Genomic DNA, 23,807 nt, shown 5'->3' on the forward strand with positions numbered 1-23,807 from the left:
CGCAGATCACGGATCTGTAACATAAGCGCTGGTCAAGCGACCAAGGTATGCGGGCGGCGCCAATGCCGAGGCGGGTGCCGGAAATTCGCCGAGCCGATGGTGCAGATGACCACGTCAGGCAATATGCTGTCCCTAACAAACCTGCCGACTGTTTCGGCACCCGTATCCAAACTTTTCGGCCTGATAAGGCTGGAAATTGAGGACTGATTCTGATAGCAAGGGGCTATGGACCCGCATTTGCGCGACCTGCGGTATTTCGTCGCCGTCGCTGAGGAACTTCATTTCACCAACGCCGCTCAGCGGCTGCATATCGCACAACCGACTCTGTCGCGTCAGATCCGTCAGCTGGAACGCCAGCTCGACGTGGTCCTGTTCGACCGCAACCAGCGCAGTGTCGCGCTGACCGTCGCAGGCAAGGAATTGCTCGAAGGCGCCCGCAAGATCCTCGAACTCTGGGAGGTCACCAACGTCTCCCTGCAAGAGGCGGGCGAGGTGCTGCGCGTCGGCATCCAGTCCGCGCTCGGCCGCGGACTCCTCAACGACCTGGAGAGCGCCAGCGGCCACCGGCTGGCGCTGCACGCCGCCTCCTGGACCGACCCGTCCAGCGGTCTGGCCGGTCGGCAGGCCGACCTGGCCCTGGTCTGGCTGCCGCTGCCGGACCCGAACCGGTACCGCTGGGAAGTCCTGCGCACCGAGCCGCGCTGGGTGCTGCTACCGGAGAACCACCCGCTGGCCGATCAGGAGGCCATCGACTTCGCCGACCTGCTCGACGAGCCGTTCATCGCGCTGCCCTCCGAGGCGGGCGCGGTGCGCGACTTCTGGCTGGGCAACGACGCGCGCAACGGCCGCCAGCCCAAGATCGGCGCCGAGGCGGCCACGCCCGAGGACAAGCTGGAGGCCGTGAGCCTCGGTCTCGGTGTCTGCCTGCTCGCCGAGAACAACGTGCCGATGTACCGCTGGCCGGGCCTCACCGCGCGGCCGCTGATCGGACTCGCCCCGTGCGAGCTCGCGGTCGCGTGGCGGGCCGACGACGCTCGTCCGACCATCCTGGAATTCGCGGCGCGCGCCGTCGAGGGTGGCTTCTCCACCCAGCAGCCACTGGCCAGCTGACGTTTCCCGGCGCACCGTCAGCGCACGGTGCGCCGCCAGGGATGCAGCAGTTCGAGTTGGGCGGAAAGGCGCAGCACGGTGGCTTCGCTGCCGGGCGGACCGGCCAGCTGGGCGGCGACCGGCGTGCCGGAGTAGGGGTGCATGCCCATCGGCACGGAGGCGGCGGGCCAGCCGACCAGATTCCAGATCGGCGTGAACGGCGAGAAGCGGAAGCCGGTGAGCACATTGGCGAGCCAGCCTCTGCGGTGCCAGGCGCGCGCCCGCGGGGGCGCGGTGGCCAGCGTGGGAGTGATCACCACGTCGTAGTCTTCGAAGAATTCGAGCAGCCGGGCTTCGATGCGGTCGACCTGGGCGGCCCGCACCAGCCCGAGCCGCTGGACGAAGCGGCCGATCGCCAGATGACGGCGGGTGCGCGGTTGCAGACGTTCGGGATGGGCGAGGGTGGCGGCCTCGGGCAGCGCCACCGTCAGCCAGCGGAGCAGCAGTGCGAGTACGGCGTCGCCGTAGGGCAGCGCGGTCGTCTCCACCCGGTGTCCCGCGGCCGCTGCGACGGCCGCGGCTTTGCGCGCGGCGGCGGCCCAGTGCGGGTCGACGCGGGCCAGCCGGGAGGGCGGTGTGACGACCAGCGCGATGCGTAGTCGGCCGGGCGGTTCCAGGTCGGCTAGGTCCGGACGGGCGGCCATGACCGATAGCGCGAGCGCGGCGTCGCCGACGGTCGTCGCGAGCACGCCGTTCTCCACCATGCCGGCCCACGAGTCGACGCCGACCTCCGCGGGCACGGTGTGCCTGCCCGGCTTGATTCCGTAGACGCCACAGCTGGCCGCGGGGATGCGCACCGAGCCGAGGCCGTCGTTGCCGTGCGCCACCGGAACGAATCCGGCCGCGACCGCCGCGGCCGCGCCGCCCGAGGACCCACCCGTGCTGCGCGTGATGTCCCACGGATTCCTGGCGGTCCGGTGCTGGTCGTCGGTGGTCGCCCAGAGCCCGAGCTCCGGGGTCGTGGTGAGTCCGACGACGACGGCGCCCGCGTCGCGCAGCCTGCGCACCACCGGGTGGTCGGCCGTGGCCTCGCCGGTGTCGGTCGCGGCCGAACCGCACAGCACCGTTTCGCCCGTCACCGGGATGTTGTGCTTGATCGCCACCGGCACGCCCGCCAGCGGCAGCACGTCCAGATCCTCGCGCTGCTCCAGCGCGATGGCCTCGGCGACGGCGCGCTTGGCGCGCACCACGCTGAACGCGCCCGTTGTCGCGTCCTCGGTGGTGATGAGCTCGATAGCCGCGTCGACGACCTCGGTGGGCCTCAGCGAGCCCTCCCGCACAGCCGCGGCGATGACCGCCGCAGGCCCCCGCGGCGCCTCTGCTTCCCCGCCGGAATGCGGCCCCCCTGGCTCGCTCTCGCCCATGCGTACCTCCTGGGCGGACGGTTTTTCCGTACTAGCGGTTTCGGTGATTGCAGCCAAGCCCTCCGCTACCGCCGTAGCCTTGTTGTGCATGTGCTGATTCGCCCCCGTCGCATCGTCGTCGAAATCGGGTGATCCGCTGTTGTGGCGCAAGTTATCATTCCCGATACCGCTCGGGGGACGATGACGTCGGGTGTGGCGGATTTTATCCGGTACACCCAGCGATCGACAGTGCGGATTTCCCGATCATCCGCCACAGCTAGCAGGTCCGAGAATGAGTGCCGACTCCGATAGAAATACCCGTCCGGACACGGCTTCCGACACCGAGGCCGACGGCCGGTTGCGCAGATCCGATCTCGTCGCGGTCGAGGCCTTCGCCGCGGCGTGGGCCGCCGTGCTCGGCATCGCCCCAGATGAGGGGCCCGGACTACTCCCCGAGATCAGCGCGTTCCTCCCCGACGCGCGGACCCTGCGCCGTCAGGCGCTGATCGAACTGATCCGGGTGGATATGCGGTACCGGTGGCTGCGCAAGGCCGCGGCAGGACCGCCTCGTCCGGAAACACCCCCGCCAACGCCGCGGCGCAAACGATTGGCCGAATACTGCGCCGAATTCCCCGAGCTCGAACCACAGAACATACCAGCCGGTTTGGTGTACGAGGAATTCGTCGTCCGCCGTCAGAGCGGCGAGCGCGTCGACCCGCGGGAATGTCTGCTCGAATATCCGTCCCAAGCGGCCGAGTTACGCGATCTTCTGAATGCCGACGACATCGACCAGAGCACCCGCTGGGCCCCGCTGGAGGAATCGTTGCGAGCGCCGGGCGAGGACTTCGGCAGCACCGGCGGTGACGCCACCCGCGCCGCGCTCGACGACGCCACCCGCACCGCGCTCGCGTCCACCACTCCGCCTGATCGCACCGACGCGCTGAACCAAAACACCGCATCGGTTCGTGGTAGAGGCGTGAATCCCACGGCGGAGGCAACGAGTACCGCCGATCTGACCGGAACCGCAACCGCGATCGGCACCACGATGGGTACCGGGCCGGGTCGTCTCGACCCCCTGGACCGCATCGAGGTCGGCCAGCGCGTCGACGACTTCGACCTGCTGACCGGTCTGGGCAGCGGTGCGTTCGCCCGGGTCTTCCTGGCCAGGCAGCGCTCCATGCAGCGGCTCGTCGCGGTGAAGATCTCCGCCGACCGCGGCACCGAGCCGCAGACCCTCGCCCAGCTCGACCACGACTACATCGTGCGGGTCTTCGACCAGCGGCTGCTCGACGCGGGCGAAACGAGCGGGACCGCGCGGCGGTTGCGCCTGCTCTACATGCAGTTCCTCCCCGGCGGCACGCTGCTCGGCGTGTTGCGTTGGGTGCGCGCCACCTCGCCGGAGGAACGCAGCGGCCGGCTGCTGCTCGACGCGGTGGACGCGGCGATGGAGGAGAAGGGCGAGATCCGCCCGACCGATTCCAGCGTGCGCGCCGAGATCGCCACACTGAGCTGGCCGGAGACCGTCGCCTGGCTGGGCCGCAGGCTGGCCGAGGCGCTCGACTACGCCTCCGCGCACGGCGTGCTGCACCGCGACGTGAAGCCGGCCAACGTGCTGCTCACCGCCGAGGCCGTGCCGAAGCTCGCCGACTTCAACATCAGCTTCAGCCGCAATGTGGAGGGCACCAGCCCGGTCGCCTACTTCGGCGGCTCGCTGGCCTACATGTCGCCCGAACAGCTGGAGGCCTGTCATCCCGGCCGCGAGCGTTCCGCCGCCGACCTCGACACCCGCTCGGATATCTTCTCGCTCGGCGTGGTGCTGTGGGAACTGCTCACCGGCGCGAAGCCCTTCGACGACACCACCGCCGGCGCGGGCACCCGCGGCGACGACACCACGCTGGAGGCGATGCTGGAGCGGCGCAGCGTCGGGGTGGACGCCGCGGCGCAGGAGCGGATACCGAAGGACTGTCCCGCGGCACTGCGCCGCGTGTTGATGACCTGCCTGCGACCCGAGCGCAGCGAACGCTGGTCCGACGGCGCGACGCTGGCCAAACAGCTCGACCTGTGCCTGGACGAACGCGCGCGCGACCTGGTCGACCCGAAGCCGGGCAGCTGGCGGCAGCGGTTGCAGCCCTACATCATCCCGGTGCTGATCGTGGCGATCGCGCTGCCGAACATGCTGGCCTCGCTCTACAACATCCAGCACAACCAGAACCTCATCGTGGACCGAATGCCCGAGGACGCTCAGAGCACCTTCCTGATCATCACCGGTGTGGTGAACGCGGTGTTCTTCCCGATCGGGTTCTTCACCATCATCTACTCGTCGCGCTACGTACTCTCGGTGACCAAGGGGCTGCGCAGAGGCAAACGCTACGACCCGGACACCTTGCGCCGCGCCAGAACCGACACGCTGCGGCTCGGCGAGACAGCGGTGCTCATCCCGTTCCTGCTGTGGCTGCTCGCCGCGTTCACCTTCCCGATCGCGATGCAGCTGTCCACCGGCGGCATTCCCGCCCGCGCGGTAGTGCACTTCATGGCCTCGCTGCTGGTCTGCGGCGCGATCGCGGCGTCGTACCCGTTCTTCCTCGCGACCTTCTACCTGATCCGCAGCATCTATCCGATCTTCCTGCGGCACGGGGACATCAGCGTCGAGGACGCGGACCGGCTGCGCGGACTCGACCGGCGGGCCAACGGCTACCTGGCGATCGCCGCCTCGGTGCCGCTGCTCGCGGTGGCCGGGGTGACCTTCCTGCCGCCCGAAGACATCCCCATGGTGATCTTCGCGGTGCGTGTGCTGTGCGCGGGCGCCATCGTCGCCTTCGTCGGGTCGTATCTGCTGTTCCGTGCCCTCGAGGCGGACCTGCGCGCGCTGGAGCGGGTGGTCGCCAGCGGCGAGACCGGCCCGCAGCAGGGTGCGCAACGTCGCGCGCGCCGGTACGACAGTCGGCCGCGCGCCGCCGCGGAGCGGCCGTGACCGTCGCGCCCGTGAACCCGGTCGCCCGCTTCACCGCCGATTGGCAGCGCTGCCTGCTCGGTGCGGGCGCGAACCCGCCGCGCCTGGCCGACTACGTTCCCGACGGCACCGAGGTCAGGGTCGCGGTGCTCGCCGACCTGGTCCGCATCGACCTGCGGCACCGCTGGGGCGGCCGCGGGCCCGCGAAGCGCATCGAGGAGTACCGCAAGGAATTTCCCGAGGTCGGCAACAGTCCGGAGCTGGTCGACCTGGTGTGCGAGGAATTCATCGCCCGGCGCGGCCGCGGTCCGCTCCCGCTGGAGGAGTTCCTCGCGGAGTACCCCGAACTGGCCGACGCGGTGCGCGACCGGCTCACCGGCGACCACTATCACTCGGGAATGGTGCACGTCGATCGCGACCCCGGCGAACTCGCGCCAGGGCAGCGGATCGATGATTTCGACCTGCGGACCGAACTGGGCCGCGGCCGCGCCGGACGGGTGTTCCTGGCCAGGCAGCGGTCCATGCAGCGGGTGGTCGCGGTGCGGGTGGCCACGGCGGGCGGCGCGGACCCGCAGCCGATGGTCCAGCTCGATCACCCCCATATCGTCCGGGTATTCGACGAGCGGGTGCTCACTTCCGGCGGCGAGATCAGCAGCCTCGTCTACATGCAGTACCTGCCCGGCGGCACCGCGGCGGAGTTGTTGCGGCGTCGCCGCGCGGCCGACGCGGAGATGGGCGGCGCGCTGCTGCTCGGCGCGCTGGACGCGGCGATCGAGGCGAAGGGCGAGATCCGGCCCTCGGACTCCCTGGTGCGCGCCGAGCTCGCCACGCTCAGCTGGCCGGAAACGGTGGCCTGGATCGGCCGCCGCCTCGCCGACGCGGTGGGATACGCCGACCGTCACGGCATCGCCCACCACGCCATCGACCCGGCCAACGTGCTGTTCACCAGCGAGGGCATCCCCAAACTCGCCGACTTCACCCCCGGCGAAAGCACCGCCGCGCCGCCCGATTCCTCTGCCGCGCTGCGCGATTGGCTGGCCTATCGGTCTCCGGAACAGCTCGCCGCCGCGCTCGATCCCGACACCCCCGCGCCCGACACCCGCAGCGACCTCTACGCGCTCGGCGTCCTGCTGTGGGAATTGCTGACCGGAACACGACCTTTCGCCGACGAGCCCGCCACCGTCGAGGCCGCCCTTCGCACGCGCCGAGCGGGGGTGCCCGCGGCGGCGCTAGCGCAGCTGCCCGCCGACTGCCCGCCCGCACTGCGCCGCGTCCTGCTGACCTGCCTGGAGCCCGATCCGCGGCGGCGCTGGCCGAGCGGCGCGGTGCTGGCCGAGCAGCTGGATCTGTGCCTCGACCCGCGGGCCCGCGACCTGGTCGACCCGCCCGAGCGCAGCTGGCGGGTGCGGCTGCGGGCCTGGCGCGTGGTGCTGGTCGGCCTGGCCATCGCGGTGCCCAACCTGCTGGCCTCGGCCTACAACATCGACCACAACAACATGCTCATGCACAGCAGGCAGTCCGCACAGGCGCAGCGGCAGTTCGAGATCTACTCGGTGATCGTCAACGGCCTCGGCTTCGCCATCAGCACGGTGCTGCTCGTCTACCTGGCCAGATACCTGATCACGGTGCCGCACGGGTTGGCAGCCGGCGTCCGCTACGACAAGGACATGCTGCGCAAGGCACGCGCCGAGGCCGTGCGACTCGGGGACCGGGCCGCGCTGATCATCTTCACGCTGTGGCTGCTCTCCGGCCTCGTCTATCCGCTCGCCCTGCGCGGCACCACCGACCAGGTATCGGCCAGTGACTACACGCATTTCATGATCCTGCACACGGTCTCCGGCGTCATCGCGATGACGTATCCGTTCCTGCTGATGAACTTCTACATCGTTCGCTGCATCTACCCGATGTTCTTGGGTCAGGGCGGAATCGAACGAGCCGAGGCCGAGGATCTGCGCGCGCTGCGCCGCCGCAGTGGCTTGTATGTGCTGCTCGCCGCATCGGTTCCGCTCATCGCGGTCGCGGGGTCGACCCTGTTGAGCACCCCGGACCTGACCAAGATCATCGTCTCGCTGCGGATAATGTGCATCGCGAGCATCGTCACCTTCGTCGTGGTCTACCTGCTGTTCCGCGCCATGGAACGGGATCTGGACGCGCTGCGGCGGGTGACGGCGCCGGGTCTGTAGCCACGCACCCAGGAGCGCGATGAAGCCACCGTTCGGCAGGCTGGTCAGCCTGTCGCATGTGCACGATCCGGCGACCGCGCCGATCTTTCCCGGCGATCCGGAATTCCGAATTGACGTCGTCGCCACCGTGGCCGACGACGGCTACTACCTGCGGTACATCCAGCAGGGCGAGCACACCGGGACCCATTGGGGCGCGCCGATCCACTTCCATGCCGACGGGCTCGCCGCCGACGAACTGGAACCCGCCGACCTGCTGCTGCCCGCCGTGCGCATAGACGTGCGCGAGCAGTGCGCGGCGGACCGCGATTACGCCGTCACGGTGGACGATCTGCGGCGGTGGGAGTCGCAGCAAGGCCGCATCCCGGACGGCGCCGCGGTGATCGCGTGGACCGGATGGGACGCCAAATGGGGTGGGCCGGAATTCGTCGGCACCGGCGAATCGGCAGGTCGCCAGCCGGGTTTCGCGGTCGAGACGATGGAATGGCTGCTGCGCACCGGGCGGCTCGGCACACGCGGCGCACTCGGCATCGACACCTTCGGCCCCGACCTCGGCGCCGACGACTCCTACACCGTCTCCAAGCTGCTCTACCGCGAGCGCCGGATCAGCCTGGAGTGCCTGGCGAATCTGGCGGAACTGCCGACGACGGGCGCGTGGATCCTGGTCGGCGGCCCGCTCTACCGTGGCGGATCGGGCTCACCGGCAACGATTTTCGCGCTGCTGCCCTGAATCGACCAGGACCCGTCGACTCAGGACCCGCCGTACACCTTCGGGTCGAGCGTGCCGATGTAGGGCAGGTCGCGGTAGCGCTCGGCGTAGTCGAGGCCGTAGCCGACGACGAACTCGTTCGGGATGTCGAAGCCCACGTGGGCGACCTCGACGTGGGTGCGCAGCGCGTCCGGCTTGCGCAGCAGAGTGACCACCTCGAGCGAGGCCGGGTTGCGGGTGGACAGGTTGCGCTTGAGCCAGGACAGGGTCAGGCCGGAGTCGATGATGTCCTCGACGATCAGCACGTTGCGGCCCGCGATGTCCTTGTCCAGGTCCTTCATGATCCGCACCACGCCCGACGACGAGGTGGACGAGCCGTAGGAGGAGACGGCCATGAACTCCATCTGGGTCGGAATGGGCAGCGCCTTGGCCAGATCGGTCATGAAGAAGATCGCACCCTTGAGCACGCCAACAAGCAGCAAATCGCCCTCGGGTGCGTCGGCCGGATAGCGCTTGGCGATGAGCTCGGCCAATTCCTGCGTCTTGGCGGCGATCTGTTCCTCGGTGATCAGCACCGACGCGATGTCGTCCCCGTACACGTCAGTTGGTTTCCCTTCCTGTGCGCCGCTGGTTTCGATCGATCCCGCTCGGCATCAGTCACTTGCGCGGGCATCGGTCGTGTCCACGCAATGTCAGCCTGCCATGTTCGCGCGCCGCAACCAACCTCGTGTCCGGTGACCCGCCGCCGACGGCGACGCCGCCCTGCCCGCGCCACGCCGTCACCAGGGCGTCCACCGCACGTAAATGCTTGTCGGTCAGGTTTTTCGCACCGCTGTCCAACAGCCAGGACCGGATCGCCCTGCGGCGCAGCGCGGCGGGGGCAGTGGCGAGCGTCTCGATGGACAACGCCACCTCATCACCGACGGTCCCGGGCACCCTGGCAGCCTCCAGCAACTCATCGGCAAGCACGTCGAGCAGCGCGCCGTCCTCGCGCAGCTGCTCGGCGGTGCGGGCCAGCGCGGCCGCGACACCGCCGCCGAGCACGTCCTCGAGCAGGGGCAACGCCTCCGTGCGCAGCCGGACCCTGGTGAACTCGGGCGACAGGTTGTGCGGGTCCTCGTGTGGTGTGCGACCGAGGTCGGCGCACATCTGCCTGGTCGTGGCTCGCCGGATGCCGAGCAGGGGCCTGCCCCACGGTTCCGCGTAGGCCGCCATGCCGTGAATCGAGCGTCCGCCGGAACCGCGCGCGAGGCCGAGCAGCACCGTCTCGGCCTGGTCGTCGAGGGTGTGGCCGAGCAGGACGGGCGCACCCTCGCGGGCGGCGTCCAACGCCCGGTACCTGGCCGTCCTAGCCGCCGCTTCCACACCGCCCTCGACGCCGACGTCCACCGCGAGCACCCGGGCCGACCGGCAGCCGAGCGCGAGCGCCGCCGCCGCGGCGTCCGCCGCCACTTGCCCCGAGCCGTCTTGCAGGCGATGGTCGACGATCAGCGCGTGGACGTCCCCCATCTCGACGACCGCCGCGGCCGTCAGCGCGAGCGAGTCCGCCCCACCGGACAGGCCGACCGCGACCGCCGCACCGGCGGCCAGGTACTCCCCCGCCCAGGCCCGCACCGCGCGCCTGACCTCGAGCACCGCCGCGGTTTCCGGCAGCCTGCGCGGCTCGCCCGAACCAGGGTTGCCCGCGGTCGACCCGGTCGCCTCGCGCGGCCCGGGCGTCGCTCGTACGGCACGGCCCATGCCGAGGACATTACCCATCCTCTGCTCGACACGATGCCGGGACCGAAGCGCGAATCCGGCCGTTCACCCCGCGAAAAGCAAGCAGCACCGAAGTTTCCGTTCGCCGGGCCCCGATCGCGCGGCCTGCCCGGCGAACGCTCAGCCCAGCACGCGGGCGATCCAGCGGTCCGGGTTCTCGATCTCGTCCGGCAGGGGCAGGGTCTCGGGGTTCGTCCACACGACGTTGAACCGCTCCATGCCGACGCGGTCGACGACGTGATCGACGAAAGCCTTGCCACGGACGTACTGGGCGACCTTGGCGTCCACGCCGAGCAGGGCGCGCAGCAGGCGTTGCAGCGGGTTGGTCGGGCGCTTGCGGCGCTTGTCGAAGGCCGCGCGGATCTGCCCGACCGACGGGATGACACTGGGGCCGACGGCGTCCATCACGTGGTCGGCGTGGCCTTCGAGCAGGGTGCCGAGCATGAGCAGCCGATCGAGCGCCTCGCGCTGCGGCGGCGCCTGGGTGGCGCGCAGCAGACCGACCACGCCGCGGGTGGCCGGGTCGTCGTGCGCGGTGCCGCGGCGGCGGTCGCGCAGTTCGTCGACCAGTCGGCCCAGCATGTCGGCCACCGGCTCGTCGCCCACCTCGGAGAGCACATCGACATTGGTCCGCATGTAACCGGCCAGCCAAGGGGCGGAGGAGAACTGCACCCGGTGGGTCACCTCGTGCAGGCACACCCAGAAGCGGAAATCGCTCGGCGGGACGCCGAGCGCGCGCTCGACGGCCATGATGTTCGGCGCGACCAGCAGCAGCGTGCCGTCCGGTCCGGTGAAGGGGTCGTACTGGCCGAGGATCGCCGTGGAGAGGAAGGCCAGCATGGCGCCCGCCTGCACGCCGGCGGGTTTGCCCGCGAGCAGGCCGCGGCCGTGCGGATCGCCGCCGGTGCCGGTGAGCTGGGCCATGGAGTCGGCGGCCGCGCCGATCCAGCCGGGCCGGTCGACGATGCGCGCCGCGGGCACAGGCTGGTCGTCGAGCAGGCCGCTCACCTGGCGGACCGGAATCTCGGCCCGCACGGACGCCTCGGCCAATTCGGCGACTACCTGTTCGGCCGAATACCGCGAGGTGCGCGGCCCCGGCGGAACCAGGGCCGATCCGGTGCGGGCGGCCAGCCGCCAGTCGACGGCGCCGGACAACCCGGAGTGACGCCGCTGCGCCTTGCCGTCCGATACCGAATCGGCGAGAGCGGATTCGCGAGTATTGTCAGCGCCTTCGAACATGGTCAACCACCCGTCACGAGCATCCACAGTTGCGCAGCGTGCCTGCGATGGCGTCCAACGCGGGCCTGCTCACCTCCGGCGGCCGATCGTTCGACATCAACGCGAAGGCCAGCACCCGGCCATCCCGGTCGAGCACATACCCGACCAACGTGCTGGCCACCGTGAGAGTTCCGGTCTTGGCGCGCACCCACCCGGCGCCGCCCCTGTTCTGGGTGACGTACCGGCTGGCCAGCGAGCCCGTCGCGCCCGCGACCGGCAGATCGTCGAGCATCGGCGCCAGCGTGGCGGAGAGCTTGTCGCCCGCGGGCCGTGCCTTGGTGCCCGCGGGCGTGTCACCGGCCGACTGGGCCGCGGTGGCGACGATCTTGCCGAGCAGGCGCGCGGGGATGCGGTCGTCCGTCGAGAGTCCGCTGGTGTCGTGCATCACCACCCCGTTCGTATCGAAGCCCGCCTTCACCAGTGTGGCGGCCACGGCGGCGACCGCGCCGTCGAACGACGGTTCGTACCCGGTCGCCAGGGCGATTTCCCGGCCGATGGTCTCGGCGAGCACGTTGTCGGAGTGGACCATCATGTCGCGCAGCCGGTCACGCAGCGGCGCGGACTGCACGCTCGCCACCTCGGCCGCGTCCGGCGCGGCCTTGCCCGGGCGCACCCGGCCGGGGTCGAGCCCGAGTTCGGCGGCCAGCCTGCGTCCGGCGTCCAGCGCGGGCGTCGCGGTGCGCGGGGAGTACTCGACGAGCGGGTCGAGGCGGCCGCCGTCGATCATCACCGATTCGATCGGCGCGATGGAGCCGCCGGGGATGTCGGCGTCCTCCCAGCCCTTGGCCATGGTCGCGCCCGCGAAGGCGGTGGTGTCGACGACGATGGTGTCCACCGCGCTTCCGGAGAAGCGGATCTGCGCGACCAGGTCAGCCAGGCGCGGCCCGTTCGGGTAGTAGCCCTTGCCGTCGGCCTGCGCAGTGAGCGTCGGATCGCCGCCGCCGACCAGAACCAGTTCGCCGGGCGCCGCACCGGCGACCACCCTGGTGGCGACCCGCTGGTCCGGGGGCAGCGCGAGCAGCGCGGCCGCGGTGGTGAGGATCTTGGCGGTGGACGACGGGATCATCGGCGTGCCGGGATCCTGGCTCCACAGCGTGGTCCCGCTGTCGGCGTCGGTGACGATGCCCGCGAACGCGCCCAGATCCGGATTGCCCAGCGCGGGCCCGAGTGCGGCGACGACCCCGGCCGGACTGGGCGCGGGCGCGTCCGACGGCGCGGGCGCCACCTGTGGGAACGGCTCGACAAGGGCGGGCGGCGCGGCGACGGTCAGCCCACCGTGCCGGAATTCCGGCGTCCACGGCTCGATGACGACCAGCGCGCCCGCGGCGGCGATCAGCAGCACCGCGAGGGTGACCCCGAATCCCATCCATGTCCTGCGGCGTCGCCGCGCGGCCAAGTCACCGATATTCCTCTTGTTCCCACCAAACACGTGCCCGTCGTCTCCCTGACTCGGCTGACGCGCACCACCGTGGCGCATGCCCTTCGAAACCTCGGCCCCACCGATCACACTATCCTCGTTTCGCTACCGTTCCCCCGAACAACCTGGCGAGTCGGCGGTCGTGCCTGCTCGAGCCACCGGATGCAGCACAGAAGGAGATGGCGTGGAGTTCGACGTCACCATCGAGATCCCCAAGGGTTCTCGCAACAAGTACGAGGTCGATCACGAGACCGGGCGGGTCCGCCTCGACCGATTCCTCTACACCTCCATGGCCTACCCGGCCGACTACGGCTTCATCGAGAACTCGCTCGGCGAGGACGGCGACCCGCTGGACGCGCTGGTCCTGCTGCCCGACTCGGTGTTCCCCGGCGTGATCGTCGAGGCGCGTCCGGTCGCGATGTACAAGATGGAGGACGAGGCGGGCGGCGACGCCAAGGTGCTGTGTGTGCCCGCGGGCGATCCGCGCTGGGACCACATCCAGGACCTGGCCGACGTGCCGGAGTACGAGCTCTCGGCGATCAAGCACTTCTTCGAGCGCTACAAGGACCTGGAGCCTGGCAAGTTCGTGAAGGGTTCGGAGTGGGTCGGTCGCGCCGAGGCCGAAGCCGAGGTGGCGGCCTCCTTCAAGCGCCTGGAGGAGAAGGGCGGCCACTGAGCCACACGACGAAGGCGGGAGGTCCGTACGGACCTCCCGCCTTTTTCGTTGTCCCGCATCGTGCCGCCCCCGAACGCGAAGGGGGACGCCCGGCTTGTGCCGGACGTCCCCAGGAATCCGATCACGGTGCGGCAGCGCCGTTTACGGATGGTCTCGTGAGCCGTCAGTAGTAGATGTAGAGGTCCCAGCCGTCCCAGGCCTCGACGCACTCCCAGTAGTAGCCGCCGGTGCTGGGCGAGACGCCGTCGGCGCGGCAGGCTTCGAAGGTGGCGTAGGTGCCGATGTAGGTGGCGCCGTAACCCGCGGCCTGGTAGGTCGGCGCGGCGTTCGCCGTGGCAGCCGTCGACACCCCGGCGACGGCTGCGGTGGCAAGAAGGCCAGCGGCGAGGAAGGACTTGAATCGCATTTCACTGCTCCTGGAAAGCGAGGTTTGAAGTTGACTCCTCAAAAGGTAGGCGGGAAAACGACCGCGAACAGCCACCCCTAGGGTTCGATCACCCCAGCCCTCGGGCGATTCCACCTTCTCTACCCTTCGCGGCGTTTCCCCCGCTACGGCCGACCGGAGACGTACGCGACCGGAGGCCGAGGTAGTGCTGGCACTACCTCGCGGATCCGGTACGCACCACCGCGAATACGGGTGCGCGCGTCATAGGCGCGCCGAGCTCGCGTTCCTATGCTCGGAAACGCAAGGCGCACAAGCGTTGCGCCGCGCACTGAGGAGAGGAACGCACAGCTCATGACCGTTTTTCGACACAACGGCCTGCGCGCGGCCGCGGCCGGGATCTGTCTCGGCGCGCTGTTCGCCGCCGCGGCGTGCGCCACCGACACCGTGCCGGCCGACGCCGACCGTACCGTGGCGATTCAGCGGGCGCTGGACGCGACGGTGCACGGTGGCTTCCCCGGCGCGCAGGCGGTGCTCACCACCGATGCGGGCGACCGCACGGTTACCGCGGGCGTCGGCGATATCGCCACGAGCGCACCGTTTCCCGGTGATGCACGCGTGCGAATCGGCAGCAACACAAAGACATTCGTCGCTACGGTCGTGCTGCAACTGGTCGCCGAGGGCAAGGTCGAACTCGACGCGCCCGTCGAGCGCTACCTGCCCGGCGTGGTGCACGGCAGCGGCAACGACGGAAACCGGATCACGGTGCGGCAGCTGCTTCAGCACACCAGCGGCCTGCCCGACTACCTGGCCGGAGGCGATCCCGAACTGCGCGCCGAGCGCGGCACCGCGCAGCTGGAGGTCGACACCGAGGCAGTGCGCCTGCGGCGATACGACCCGGCCGAACTGGTGCGCCTGGCGATGACCATGCCGCCGAACTACGAGCCCGGCGCTCGCGCGGTGTACACCAACACCAACTACGTGCTGCTCGGCATGCTGATCCAGCAAACGACCGGACGCAGCGCGTCCGCCGAGATCACCGCGCGGATCATCGAGCCGCTCGGCTTGCGCGACACCTGGTTCCCCGCGGTGGGTGAGACCGGAATCCGCGGACCGCATCCCGTCGGCTACCACGAGATCGACGGCGTGCGCGCGGATTTCACCGACCTCGACCCCTCCTGGGCCGACGCCGCGGGCGCGATGATCGCGACCGGCGCCGACCTGAACCGCTTCTTCCGCGCGCTGCTGAACGGCAGGCTGCTGCCCGCCGCGCAACTCGACGAGATGCGGCGCACCGTGCCCTTCGACCGGATGCCGGAGGCCGGCTACGGATTGGGGCTCATCCACCTGCCGAATTCCTGTGGCAAAGAGGTGTGGGGACACGGCGGCAGCATCCCGGGATTCGAGACCCGCAACGGCGTCACCGCCGACGGGCTCGCGGTGACCGTCACCGTGAATCAGCTGCCGACCAGCGAAGAGACCGCCGAGTTGGTGCAGCGAGCGTTCGACGCCGCCGTGTGCTCGCGGTGATCCACGCCCGACGCCCTACCCGCACCGCGCCGCTCCCGGCGCTGAACGAAATCGGAGACTCCACAGTGCATCCCACGAAGGCGATCGCGGCCGCGACGGCCGTCCTCGCCGGATTCCTCATCGCCGCACCGGCATCCGCCGACGAGCGACTCGACCGCTTCCACGACCAGCAACTGTCGTGGCAGTCCTGCGACGACCCGCGACTCGATCCGCTGGGCGCGCAGTGTGCCGAGGTCACCGTCCCGCTGGATTACGCCGCACCCCAAGGGCAGACACTCACCGTCGTCGTTTCGCGCATCCCCGCCGCGGACCCGGCGCAACGGCGCGGGGTCATGCTCTCGAACCCCGGCGGTCCCGGCGGCGCGGGCCTGGACGCCATGGTCGACGTCCGCGAAGCGATGACCGAGGAGGTGCGCGCCCGCTACGACCTCATCGGCATGGATCCGCGCGGCGTCGGCCGCTCCACCCCGGTGAATTGCCGCTGGCCGCGCGGGTTCGGCCTGCAATCGGCGGGCCTCGACGCCGCGAGCTACGCGGAATCCGTTGCGCAGCAGGCCGAGCTCGCGGCGCGGTGCGCGGCGAACGAGGGCGAGCGGCTGCGCCACATCACCACCCGCAACACCGCACGCGACATGGACGTCGTCCGCGCCGCCCTCGGCGAGGACCGGATCAGCTACTTCGGCACCTCCTACGGCACCTACCTCGGCGCGGTCTACACCCAGATGTTCCCGGAGCGCGGTGACCGCATCGTGCTGGACAGCGTGGCGGACCCGCACCGGTACGGCCCGGTCGGCATGATCCAGGACATGGGCCCGGCCAACGAGGCGGCCTTCGACCGATGGGCCGACTGGGCTGCGGGCCACGACGCCGAATATCGCTTCGGCGCCGACCGCGCCACCGTCCGTGCCACCGTGCTCGAGCTGGTCCGCCGCGCGAACGAGCGGCCCGTCCGGCTCGGCGAGTTCGAGCTGGACGACCACAGCATTCCCATGGTGCTGTTCCTCGGCCTCGACGATCCGCGGCAGTACCCGCAGGTGGCGAACCAGCTGGGCAGCATCCTCGACGCGGCCGCGGGCATGCCCGCGGAGCCGAGTCCGGAACTCGCCACCGTCCTCGCCTTCATGCTCGCCGCCCGGCCGGGCGACAACTCGGCGCAGATGGCGATCATGTGCGGTGACGTGGACGCCCCGCGCGACCCGAACTGGTACTGGCGCAATATCGAGGCGAGCAGGGCGAGTCAGCCGTTGTTCGGCGCGTTCGCCGACAACATCACGCCCTGCGCGTTCTGGCCGACGCCGATCGAAAGTCCCACCGCCATCGGCAATTCCGTGCCGAGCCTGATCGTGCAGGCCACCGGCGACACCCGCACCACGCACGGCGGGGCGCTCGCCATGCACCGCGCGCTGACCGGCTCGCGCATGATCACCCTGCGGGACGTGCCGATCCACTCGATCTTCGGGCGGTACCCGAACGCCTGCGTCTACGCGGCGGTCAACACCTACTTCCGCGACGGCACGCTGCCCGAGAGCGACCTGATCTGTCAGGACGATCCTGGGCGGGCGTTGAGGTAGGCGAGCACGGCAAGCACCCTGCGGTGCCCGGCCTCGTCGGCGGACAGGCCGAGCTTGGCGAAGATGTTCCGAATGTGTTTGTGCACAGCGCCTTCGGTGACGACGAGCCGTTCGGCGATGGCCGGATTGGCGTGGCCCTCGGCCATCAGCGCGAGCACCTCCCGCTCCCGCGCGGTGAGCGCGGCGAGCGGGTCGTCGGCCCGGCGACGTACCAGCAGTTGCGAGATCACCTCGGGGTCCATCGCGGTGCCGCCCGCGGCGACGCGGCGCACCGATTCCAGGAACCGGTCCACCTTGCCGACCCGCTCCTTGAGCAGATATCCGATGCCGCCCGCGCCGTCGCCGAGCAGTTCGGCGGCGTAGCTGTCCTCCACGTAGGACGAGAGCACCAGCACCGGTAGCCCCGGATGGATCGCGCGGGCGCGCACCGCGGCGCGCAACCCGTCGTCGGTGTAGGTGGGCGGGAGCCGGACGTCGACCACCACCGCGTCGGGCCGGTCGGCGGCGACGGCGGCCAGGAAGTCGTCGGCGTTGTCGACGGCCGCGGCCACCTCGATGCCCGCGGTGTTCAGCAGCAGCGCCAGACCCTCGCGAAGGAGGGCGTCGTCCTCGGCGATCACGACCCGCACGGCAGCTCCACGCGCACCACAGTAGGCCCACCGGGCGGACTGTCCAGCGTCATCCGGCCGTCGAGCGCCTCGGCCCGGCGCCGGATGCCTGCGAGTCCGCCGCCCTCGGCCGGCTCCGCCCCACCCACGCCGTCGTCGCCGACCTCGACGACCAGCAGTGCGGCCGTGCCGCCGAGGGTGATCGAAAGGCGTTCGGCCCGTGAGTGTTTGGTGGCGTTGGTGAGGGCTTCGGCGATCACGAAGTAGGCCGCCGCCTCCACCGCCATCGGGCGGCGGCCCGCGGATCCCACCTCGACGACGCACGGGATCGGGCTGCGCGCGGCCAGCGCCGAGACGGCGCTGGCCAGGCCACGGTCGGAGAGCACCGGCGGGTAGACGCTGCGCACCACGTCGCGCAGTTCGGCCAGCGCCGCGGCGGCGGTGTCCTGCGCGGTGCGCACCATGCCCGCGGCGGCCTCGGGGTCCCGCTCGCGCAGCTGCTCGGCCAGACCTAGCTGCATGATCACCGCCGCGATCCTGGCCTGCGCGCCGTCGTGCAGGTCCCGTTCGATGCGGCGCAGTTCGGCGCCGTGCGCGTCCAGCGCGGCGGCCCTGGTCGCGGTCAGTTCGGCGACCCGGTGGGCGAGCACCGCGCCCTCGTCGGGGGCGAGCAGCGCCCTGGCCGCCCGCGCTTGCGCCTCGGCGACTGCCGGGATGCGCAGCGCCAGCGCGCCGACGGGAATCGCGATCAGCAGGCTGAGCACCGCCCTCGGCCAGGAGTCGACCACGAAGCCGTAACTGGTGAGGGCGCCTTCGGGAAGCAGCCGCCAATACGCCGGAATCAGCGCCTGATTCACCGCACTCACCGGCAGCACTACCGCCAACGCGGCCAGCGGGAACCCGGTCAGCGCGTGCACCACCAGCCAGGCGAGGTCGCGCCGGTTGGCCGGATCGGCGACGAGCGTGGCGAGCCGCTCCCGCAGGTCACCGGTCAGCGGACGGTAGACCTGCTCGATCGGCGTGCCGAGTCGCGCCGCCGCCCTTCGCCTTTCGAACGCGGCCAGCGGCCGCAGCACCCGCGCCGCCTCGGGCAGCGCGGGTATCCCCACCCCGATCAGGCTCAGCACCGCCACGAGGAACAACCCCATCGCCCCGAACAGCGCGAACAGGCCGGTGACGCCGCCGATCACCAAGTAGCCGACGGCCGCGGGCAGTCGCCGCAGCCGTTCCGCAAAGCGGCGCCACCGGCCGTCGTTCACGAATCGGGCCCGTCGACGCCGCGCCGCGCGGGCTCGGGCCGCGCGCTCTGCTCCAGCGGCGGCTCCACGGTCGCGCCGCCCGGCAGCGGCAGGCCCGCTTGCTCCACCACGCGCGCCTCGGCCTGCACCGCCGATTCGGCCTTGTCGTTCGCCGCCTGGATGCCGCCGACCGTGCGCAGCGGCACCTCCTTCCAGAACAGCACCAGCACCAGCGCGATCAGCGCGAGGCCGGTGACCGCGAGGAACACCGTCGACATGGAGTCGGCGAAGCCCACCTGGAAGGGCCTGGCCAGCTCCGGGCTCAGCTGCTGGACGATCGAGCTGTCCCGCAGCACCTCCCCGGCGGCCGAAGTGTCCTGGGCGAGCAGGCCTTTCGCCAGCGCCGCGTCGGCCGGGTCGGCGCTCTGCACACCGGCGAGCACCGCCTGCCCGAACTTCGGGTCGCTCGCGGCGCTGCGCAGTTCGTCGGTGATGTTCGGCGTCAGCTGCGCGAACAGGATGGAGAGGAACACCGCGACGCCCAGCGTGCCGCCGATCTGCCGGAAGAAGGTGGCGGCCGCCGTCGAGACGCCCATGTCCTTGGGCGGCAGCGCGTTCTGCAACGCCAAGGTGAGCGGCTGCATGAGGTTGCCGAGGCCGAAGCCGGTGCAGCCCATGTAGAGCATGGCCAGCCACAAGGGGGTGTCCGCGTCGAGGAAGTGCAGCAGGAACAGGCCGAGGGTGAGCGTGCTCGCCCCGATGATCGGGAAGATCCGGTAGCGCCCGGTCCGCGAGATCAACTGGCCGGAGACGACCGAACCGACCATCATCCCCAGCACCATCGGCAGCATCTGCAGTCCGGCCAGCGTCGGGCTCGCCCCGCGCACCACCTGGAGGTACTGCGGCAGCAGCGAGATACCGCCGAACATGGCCGCGCCGACCACGAACGAGATGACGACGCCCAGTGCGAAGGTCCTGTTCGCGAAGATCCGCAGCGGGATCAGCGCCGCGTCCTTCAGTCCCTTCTCGACCACGACGAACCCGGCGATGCCGAGCGCCCCGATCACGTAGCAGGTGAGCGAAGCAGCGCTGCCCCAACCCCATTCGCGCCCCTGTTCGGCGACGACGAGCAACGGCACCAGCCCGACGGCCAGTACCAGCACGCCCAACCAGTCGATCCGATTGGTCGAGTGCGGCTTCTTCGGCAGGCGCAGCACCCGCGACACCACCGCCAGCGCGACCAGACCCAAAGGCACGTTGACCAGGAACACCCAGCGCCAGCCGCTGACGCCGAGGATGGTGTCCTCTCCGGCGAGCACGCCGCCGAGCACCGGGCCGATCACGCTGGACGTGCCGAACACCGCGAGGAAGTACCCCTGGTAGCGGGCGCGCTCACGCGGGCTGACGATATCGCCGAGGATGGCCAAGGCCAGCGACATCAGACCGCCCGCGCCCATGCCCTGCACGGCGCGGAAGGCGGCCAGCTGGTACATCGACTGCGCGAGCGTGCACAGCAGCGAACCGGCCACGAAGATGCTGATGGCCGCCATGAAGAAGGGCTTGCGGCCGAACATGTCGGACAACTTCCCGTACAGCGGCGTGGCGAGGGTGGCCGTGATCAGGTAGGCGGTGGTGGCCCATGCCTGCAGCGCATAGCCGTCGAGGTCGTCGGCGATGGTGCGGATCGCCGTCGAGACGATCGTCTGGTCCAGCGAGGCGAGCAGCATCCCGAGCATGAGCCCGCTGAGGATGGTCATGATCTGCCGGTGGCTGAACCCAACGGGCGAAGCCACGGCGGTCGGCGCTGTCACGAATCGTTCTCCGTTCCACTGGCCTTCGCGCCCACGTGCGGCAGACTCGCGATCATCGCGGGCCGCGCGCGTTCGAAATCGTCGACGAACTGGCACAGCAGGCCCGCGAACAGCGCCCGGTTCTCCGGCGTCCATTCGGCCATCACACGGGTGAGATTGTCGTGGCGGCGCCTGCGGATCTGCTCGGCCACCTCGCGGCCGCGCTCGGTCACCTCGAGCACCGTGGCGCGTCCATCGGCGGGGTCGGCCGTCCTGCGGACCAGCTCCCGCTCGACCAGCTGGGCGACCTGACGGCTGATCGTCGACGCGTCCGAGTACACCGCCTCGGCCAGCGCGCCGGAGCGCATCGGGCCATCGCAGAGCAGCCGGAACAGCACCGCGAACACGGCAGGGTCCACGCCGTCCTTGGTATGGATCTGCAGGGCGGTCCTGTCCCGGATGCGCTGCAGCCGGGTGAGTTGCACCGCGATGGTGTCGATCGACAGGTCGTCCGTGTCCACGCGCCGCCACCTTTACTTGCGTCAATCAATTAGTTGTTTATCGCAAGTATGTCGGTGCGTGGACGGTCGGGGCAAACGAAATTGCCGGCGCGGGCGACCTTCGAGTCACGCCGGCGACCTTCGAACTGCTTCAGCGACCCTTGAACTGCGGATCGCGCTTCTCGAAGACGGCCTGGATGGCCTCGGTCAGGTCCTCCGAGGGCAGGAAGGCCGCGTTCCATGCCGACACGTAGCGCAGGCCCTCGGCCACCTCCGAGGCGCGCTTCTGGTCGAGCACGTCCTTCACGCCCTGCACCACCAGCGGCGGGTTGGCGGCGATCTCGCGGGCCATGGCGTGCGCCGCGTCCAGCACCGCGTCCTGATCCGGGAACACCTCGTTGACCAGGCCGATCTTCTCGGCGCGCGCGGCGTCGATGTCCTTGCCGGTGTAGGCGAGCTCGCGCAGGTGCCCCTCGCCGATGATGCCGGGCAGCCGGTGCAGCGAACCGATGTCGGCGACGATCGCGACCTTGGCCTCACGCAGGCTGAACTTGGCATCCGCGCTGGCCAGGCGGATGTCGACGGCCGCGATCAGGTCGAGGCCGCCACCGATGCACCAGCCGGAGATCGCCGCGATGACGGGCTTGGTGCACTCGGCCACCGCGGTGACCGAAGCCTGCATCCGCCGGATCTCCTTGAGGAAATCGGTGCGCGGGGCGGCCAGCGCCTTGTCGGCGAGCAGCGGACCGAAGGTGCCCGCCATGGCGGGCAGGTCGAGCCCGTAGGAGAAGTGCTTGCCCGAGCCGGTGAGCACGATGGCGCGCACCTCGGGATCCGCGTCGAGCTCGCGGAAGATCTCGGGAAGTTCCCGCCAGAAGTCCGGGCCCATCGCATTGCCTTTGCCGGGACCGGTCAGCGTCACCTGCGCGACGTGGTCCTTGGTCTCGACGGTGAAAGCCTGCCAATCAGTCATTTGTACAGCGTATACGCTCCGCGCCCGTCCGCTCCGGCGGATCCGCGGCGGCAGTGGGACGAGGCCCGGCGCGGTCTGTAAATCCTGTGCAAAACATCTGCATCGCACTGGTTCCCGCCTCGAAGAGAGGCGGATCATTGTCACGTCAGCAAACCAACGCACCGGGTTGGGAGGCAATCATGCTGATGCATCATGGAATCGGCCTCGACCGCTTCAACACCCTGTCGCACAATCGCGCCGTACACGCCATGTTCGAATGCTGCGGCAATGTCACCTGGGCGGTCACGCTCGCCGACGCGCGACCCTATCCGGATCGGGACGCGCTGCTGGCCAAGGCCGACGTCGAGCTGCTCGCGCTCTCCCCCGACGATCTGGATCGCGCGCTGGAAGCCGTTGTCCACGAGGGGATCTCGCCCGGCGATCCGCATTGCGTCACCGAGCTGGCGCGGATAACGAGGGAGCGGATCACCACCATGCTCGGACCCGCCGAGGGCTATCCGGAGTACTGACCGATGCGCCGGCCCCGCGTACCGCCCGCAATCGCGCCCCGGCCACGGCCGGACGAAGTCCGTCGAGAATTCGCGCATGGCCGGAACGGAGCCGCCGGTCCGCTTACCCTGGATCCATGAGCAGGGCCCAGCTACCTCCGGTCGCCTGCCGAGTCGCGGACACACTGATCGCGCGCGGCCATCACGGCGTCATCCTCAGCCAGCCGACACCCACCCCCACCGCCGCCGACGCGGCGCGCGCCCTCGGAGTCGAGGTGGGCGCGATCATCAAATCGCTGGTGTTCCTGCTCGACGAAGACCCGGTGCTGCTGCTGGTCTCCGGCGCGCACCAGGTGGATCTGGAGCAGACCGGCGCGCGGCTGGAAGGCACGCTCACCCGCGCGTCCGCCGAATTGGTGCGCCAGGTGACCGGACAGCCTCTCGGCGGCGTCGCGCCGGTCGGGCATCCGGCGAACCTGCCCACCTGGGTGGACAATGCGCTGGCCAGGCACCCGGAGGTGTGGGCGGCTGGCGGGCATCCGAACACGCTGTTCCGCACGTCGTTCCGCGAGCTGATCCGGATCACCGCGGGCCTGCCCATCGATGTGGACTGAGTCTCACATCCTCCCGCGACCTGCGGGTTTCCCGGGCGAACGGCAATCGAACAACAATTGCCCGGCCCGGCGCGGGCGGATCGGGCGTAGCTTCGTCATGTGACCGAAGCACCGCCCCCGCCCACCGGCGTCCGGATCCCCGACGATCTGAGCGGAATCACCGCCGAGCAGTACCGCGCGTCCATGCGCCACTACCCGGCGGGTGTCACCGTGGTCACGCTCTGCTCCGAGAAGGGACCGGTCGGCTTCACCGCCACCTCGTTCGCCTCGCTCTCGCTGGAACCGCCGCTGGTGTCGTTCAACATCGCGCACACCTCGTCCAGCATGGCCGCGATGCTCGACGCCGATTCGGTGGTCATCCACTTCCTCGGCGAACACCAGCAGCACATCGCCAAGCGCTTCGCCCGCTCCGCCGAGGAGCGCTTCACCGACCGCTCCCTGTGGACCACCCTGGACACCGGCGAACCCGTCCTGCACGGCACCCCGATCTGGATCCGCGCCCTGGTCCAGCAGCTCATCCCCATCGGCGACCACACCTTCGTCGTCGGCCTGGCCACCCGGGTCCACGACAACACCGACGAAAAACCGGCCGCCGCACCGCTGCTCTACTACAACGGCCGCTACCACCGCCCGTCCTCGCTGGAGGACTGAGC

21 protein-coding genes are annotated in these 23,807 nt (G+C 70.3%); 10 read left to right on the forward strand and 11 right to left on the reverse strand.

Annotated elements, in window-relative coordinates; translation table 11 throughout:
* The first annotated feature begins 225 nt into the window (after positions 1–225).
* Positions 226–1,110 carry a LysR family transcriptional regulator gene (locus tag AC3EO7_RS12965; RefSeq protein ID WP_431967332.1) on the forward strand — a complete coding sequence of 295 codons (885 nt, stop codon included), beginning with the start codon at positions 226–228 and terminating at the stop codon, positions 1,108–1,110.
* A gap of 17 nt (positions 1,111–1,127) precedes the next feature.
* On the opposite strand, the gene AC3EO7_RS12970 is transcribed toward AC3EO7_RS12965, so the two are convergent.
* Positions 1,128–2,513: an amidase gene (locus AC3EO7_RS12970; protein ID WP_435591280.1), complete on the reverse strand. Its 1,386-nt coding sequence runs from the start codon at positions 2,511–2,513 to the stop codon at positions 1,128–1,130.
* Between the two features lie 271 nt (positions 2,514–2,784).
* On the opposite strand from AC3EO7_RS12970, the gene AC3EO7_RS12975 reads away from it, so the two are divergent.
* From AC3EO7_RS12975 to AC3EO7_RS12985, 3 genes are read left to right on the forward strand one after another with little or no spacing between them, the layout of a single operon-like run.
* A complete protein-coding gene (locus AC3EO7_RS12975; RefSeq protein WP_435591281.1) occupies positions 2,785–5,463 on the forward strand; it encodes a serine/threonine-protein kinase in 2,679 nt (892 codons plus the stop codon).
* On the forward strand, positions 5,460–7,625 hold the full coding sequence (locus tag AC3EO7_RS12980; protein WP_435591282.1) for a serine/threonine protein kinase: 2,166 nt from the start codon (positions 5,460–5,462) through the stop codon (positions 7,623–7,625). Before AC3EO7_RS12975 ends, AC3EO7_RS12980 begins: the two co-directional genes overlap by 4 nt.
* A 19-nt stretch (positions 7,626–7,644) precedes the next feature.
* Positions 7,645–8,352 (forward strand): cyclase family protein, encoded by a 708-nt coding sequence (locus tag AC3EO7_RS12985; RefSeq protein ID WP_435591283.1) that lies wholly within the window; start codon positions 7,645–7,647, stop codon positions 8,350–8,352.
* A gap of 20 nt (positions 8,353–8,372) precedes the next feature.
* On the opposite strand, the gene hpt is transcribed toward AC3EO7_RS12985, so the two are convergent.
* The 4 genes from hpt to dacB all read right to left on the reverse strand — a co-directional run bounded on the left by hpt (position 8,373) and on the right by dacB (position 12,733).
* Positions 8,373–8,930, reverse strand: a complete 558-nt coding sequence (gene hpt / locus AC3EO7_RS12990; protein ID WP_431967342.1) for a hypoxanthine phosphoribosyltransferase — start codon at positions 8,928–8,930, stop codon at positions 8,373–8,375.
* A gap of 58 nt (positions 8,931–8,988) precedes the next feature.
* The gene (gene tilS, locus AC3EO7_RS12995; protein ID WP_435591284.1) at positions 8,989–10,071 is read right to left on the reverse strand and encodes a tRNA lysidine(34) synthetase TilS; all 1,083 of its coding nucleotides are present in this window, start codon (positions 10,069–10,071) and stop codon (positions 8,989–8,991) included.
* A gap of 138 nt (positions 10,072–10,209) precedes the next feature.
* On the reverse strand, positions 10,210–11,328 hold the full coding sequence (locus AC3EO7_RS13000) for a zinc-dependent metalloprotease (protein WP_431967346.1): 1,119 nt from the start codon (positions 11,326–11,328) through the stop codon (positions 10,210–10,212).
* A gap of 13 nt (positions 11,329–11,341) precedes the next feature.
* Positions 11,342–12,733 (reverse strand): D-alanyl-D-alanine carboxypeptidase/D-alanyl-D-alanine endopeptidase, encoded by a 1,392-nt coding sequence (gene dacB, locus AC3EO7_RS13005; protein WP_431967348.1) that lies wholly within the window; start codon positions 12,731–12,733, stop codon positions 11,342–11,344.
* A gap of 235 nt (positions 12,734–12,968) precedes the next feature.
* On the opposite strand from dacB, the gene AC3EO7_RS13010 reads away from it, so the two are divergent.
* Positions 12,969–13,460 carry an inorganic diphosphatase gene (locus AC3EO7_RS13010; protein WP_431967350.1) on the forward strand — a complete coding sequence of 164 codons (492 nt, stop codon included), beginning with the start codon at positions 12,969–12,971 and terminating at the stop codon, positions 13,458–13,460.
* A 163-nt stretch (positions 13,461–13,623) separates the two neighbouring features.
* Here the strand turns inward: AC3EO7_RS13010 and AC3EO7_RS13015 are convergent, their stop codons facing one another.
* Positions 13,624–13,866, reverse strand: a complete 243-nt coding sequence (locus tag AC3EO7_RS13015) for a hypothetical protein (RefSeq protein WP_435591285.1) — start codon at positions 13,864–13,866, stop codon at positions 13,624–13,626.
* Positions 13,867–14,196: 330 nt separating this feature from the next.
* Between AC3EO7_RS13015 and AC3EO7_RS13020 the strand changes: the two genes are divergently transcribed.
* On the forward strand, positions 14,197–15,372 hold the full coding sequence (locus tag AC3EO7_RS13020) for a serine hydrolase domain-containing protein (RefSeq protein ID WP_435591286.1): 1,176 nt from the start codon (positions 14,197–14,199) through the stop codon (positions 15,370–15,372).
* A 65-nt stretch (positions 15,373–15,437) separates the two neighbouring features.
* Entirely contained in the window at positions 15,438–16,943 is a 1,506-nt protein-coding gene (locus AC3EO7_RS13025) for an alpha/beta fold hydrolase (RefSeq protein WP_435591287.1), read from the forward strand.
* Here AC3EO7_RS13025 and AC3EO7_RS13030 read toward each other — a convergent pair.
* The 5 genes from AC3EO7_RS13030 to AC3EO7_RS13050 all read right to left on the reverse strand — a co-directional run bounded on the left by AC3EO7_RS13030 (position 16,913) and on the right by AC3EO7_RS13050 (position 22,052).
* The gene (locus AC3EO7_RS13030) at positions 16,913–17,572 is read right to left on the reverse strand and encodes a response regulator (protein ID WP_435591288.1); all 660 of its coding nucleotides are present in this window, start codon (positions 17,570–17,572) and stop codon (positions 16,913–16,915) included. The genes AC3EO7_RS13025 and AC3EO7_RS13030 overlap by 31 nt on opposite strands.
* The gene (locus AC3EO7_RS13035; RefSeq protein ID WP_435591289.1) at positions 17,560–18,810 is read right to left on the reverse strand and encodes a sensor histidine kinase; all 1,251 of its coding nucleotides are present in this window, start codon (positions 18,808–18,810) and stop codon (positions 17,560–17,562) included. The genes AC3EO7_RS13030 and AC3EO7_RS13035 overlap by 13 nt, the downstream gene beginning before the upstream one ends.
* Positions 18,807–20,546: an MDR family MFS transporter gene (locus AC3EO7_RS13040; protein ID WP_435591319.1), complete on the reverse strand. Its 1,740-nt coding sequence runs from the start codon at positions 20,544–20,546 to the stop codon at positions 18,807–18,809. Before AC3EO7_RS13040 ends, AC3EO7_RS13035 begins: the two co-directional genes overlap by 4 nt.
* A 50-nt stretch (positions 20,547–20,596) precedes the next feature.
* Positions 20,597–21,100: a MarR family winged helix-turn-helix transcriptional regulator gene (locus AC3EO7_RS13045; RefSeq protein WP_435591290.1), complete on the reverse strand. Its 504-nt coding sequence runs from the start codon at positions 21,098–21,100 to the stop codon at positions 20,597–20,599.
* Between the two features lie 130 nt (positions 21,101–21,230).
* Positions 21,231–22,052: a crotonase/enoyl-CoA hydratase family protein gene (locus AC3EO7_RS13050; protein ID WP_431967364.1), complete on the reverse strand. Its 822-nt coding sequence runs from the start codon at positions 22,050–22,052 to the stop codon at positions 21,231–21,233.
* A gap of 179 nt (positions 22,053–22,231) precedes the next feature.
* On the opposite strand from AC3EO7_RS13050, the gene AC3EO7_RS13055 reads away from it, so the two are divergent.
* The 3 genes from AC3EO7_RS13055 (at position 22,232) to AC3EO7_RS13065 (ending at position 23,805) form a co-directional block, all read left to right on the forward strand.
* Positions 22,232–22,561: a 2-oxo-4-hydroxy-4-carboxy-5-ureidoimidazoline decarboxylase gene (locus AC3EO7_RS13055; protein WP_431967366.1), complete on the forward strand. Its 330-nt coding sequence runs from the start codon at positions 22,232–22,234 to the stop codon at positions 22,559–22,561.
* A gap of 116 nt (positions 22,562–22,677) precedes the next feature.
* Positions 22,678–23,154: a YbaK/EbsC family protein gene (locus AC3EO7_RS13060; RefSeq protein ID WP_431967368.1), complete on the forward strand. Its 477-nt coding sequence runs from the start codon at positions 22,678–22,680 to the stop codon at positions 23,152–23,154.
* 183 nt (positions 23,155–23,337) lie between these two features.
* On the forward strand, positions 23,338–23,805 hold the full coding sequence (locus AC3EO7_RS13065; RefSeq protein WP_435591320.1) for a flavin reductase family protein: 468 nt from the start codon (positions 23,338–23,340) through the stop codon (positions 23,803–23,805).
* The last annotated feature ends 2 nt before the right edge of the window (positions 23,806–23,807 follow it).

The sequence above is a fragment of the Nocardia sp. bgisy118 genome (genome assembly GCF_057708605.1).

Bases quoted from the DNA above. Each gene is read 5' to 3' on its own strand.
- AC3EO7_RS13050 (WP_431967364.1), bottom strand. From the start codon at position 22,052: ATGACTGATTGGCAGGCTTTCACCGTCGAGACCAAGGACCACGTCGCG.
- AC3EO7_RS13055 (WP_431967366.1), top strand. From the start codon at position 22,232: ATGCTGATGCATCATGGAATCGGCCTCGACCGCTTCAACACCCTGTCG.
- AC3EO7_RS12970 (WP_435591280.1), bottom strand. From the start codon at position 2,513: ATGGGCGAGAGCGAGCCAGGGGGGCCGCATTCCGGCGGGGAAGCAGAG.
- tilS (WP_435591284.1), bottom strand. From the start codon at position 10,071: ATGGGCCGTGCCGTACGAGCGACGCCCGGGCCGCGCGAGGCGACCGGG.
- AC3EO7_RS13065 (WP_435591320.1), top strand. From the start codon at position 23,338: ATGCGCCACTACCCGGCGGGTGTCACCGTGGTCACGCTCTGCTCCGAG.
- AC3EO7_RS12975 (WP_435591281.1), top strand. From the start codon at position 2,785: ATGAGTGCCGACTCCGATAGAAATACCCGTCCGGACACGGCTTCCGAC.
- AC3EO7_RS12985 (WP_435591283.1), top strand. From the start codon at position 7,645: ATGAAGCCACCGTTCGGCAGGCTGGTCAGCCTGTCGCATGTGCACGAT.
- dacB (WP_431967348.1), bottom strand. From the start codon at position 12,733: ATGGGATTCGGGGTCACCCTCGCGGTGCTGCTGATCGCCGCCGCGGGC.
- AC3EO7_RS13040 (WP_435591319.1), bottom strand. From the start codon at position 20,546: ATGACCATCCTCAGCGGGCTCATGCTCGGGATGCTGCTCGCCTCGCTG.
- AC3EO7_RS13015 (WP_435591285.1), bottom strand. From the start codon at position 13,866: ATGCGATTCAAGTCCTTCCTCGCCGCTGGCCTTCTTGCCACCGCAGCC.
- AC3EO7_RS12965 (WP_431967332.1), top strand. From the start codon at position 226: ATGGACCCGCATTTGCGCGACCTGCGGTATTTCGTCGCCGTCGCTGAG.
- AC3EO7_RS13020 (WP_435591286.1), top strand. From the start codon at position 14,197: ATGACCGTTTTTCGACACAACGGCCTGCGCGCGGCCGCGGCCGGGATC.
- AC3EO7_RS13000 (WP_431967346.1), bottom strand. From the start codon at position 11,328: ATGTTCGAAGGCGCTGACAATACTCGCGAATCCGCTCTCGCCGATTCG.
- AC3EO7_RS13060 (WP_431967368.1), top strand. From the start codon at position 22,678: ATGAGCAGGGCCCAGCTACCTCCGGTCGCCTGCCGAGTCGCGGACACA.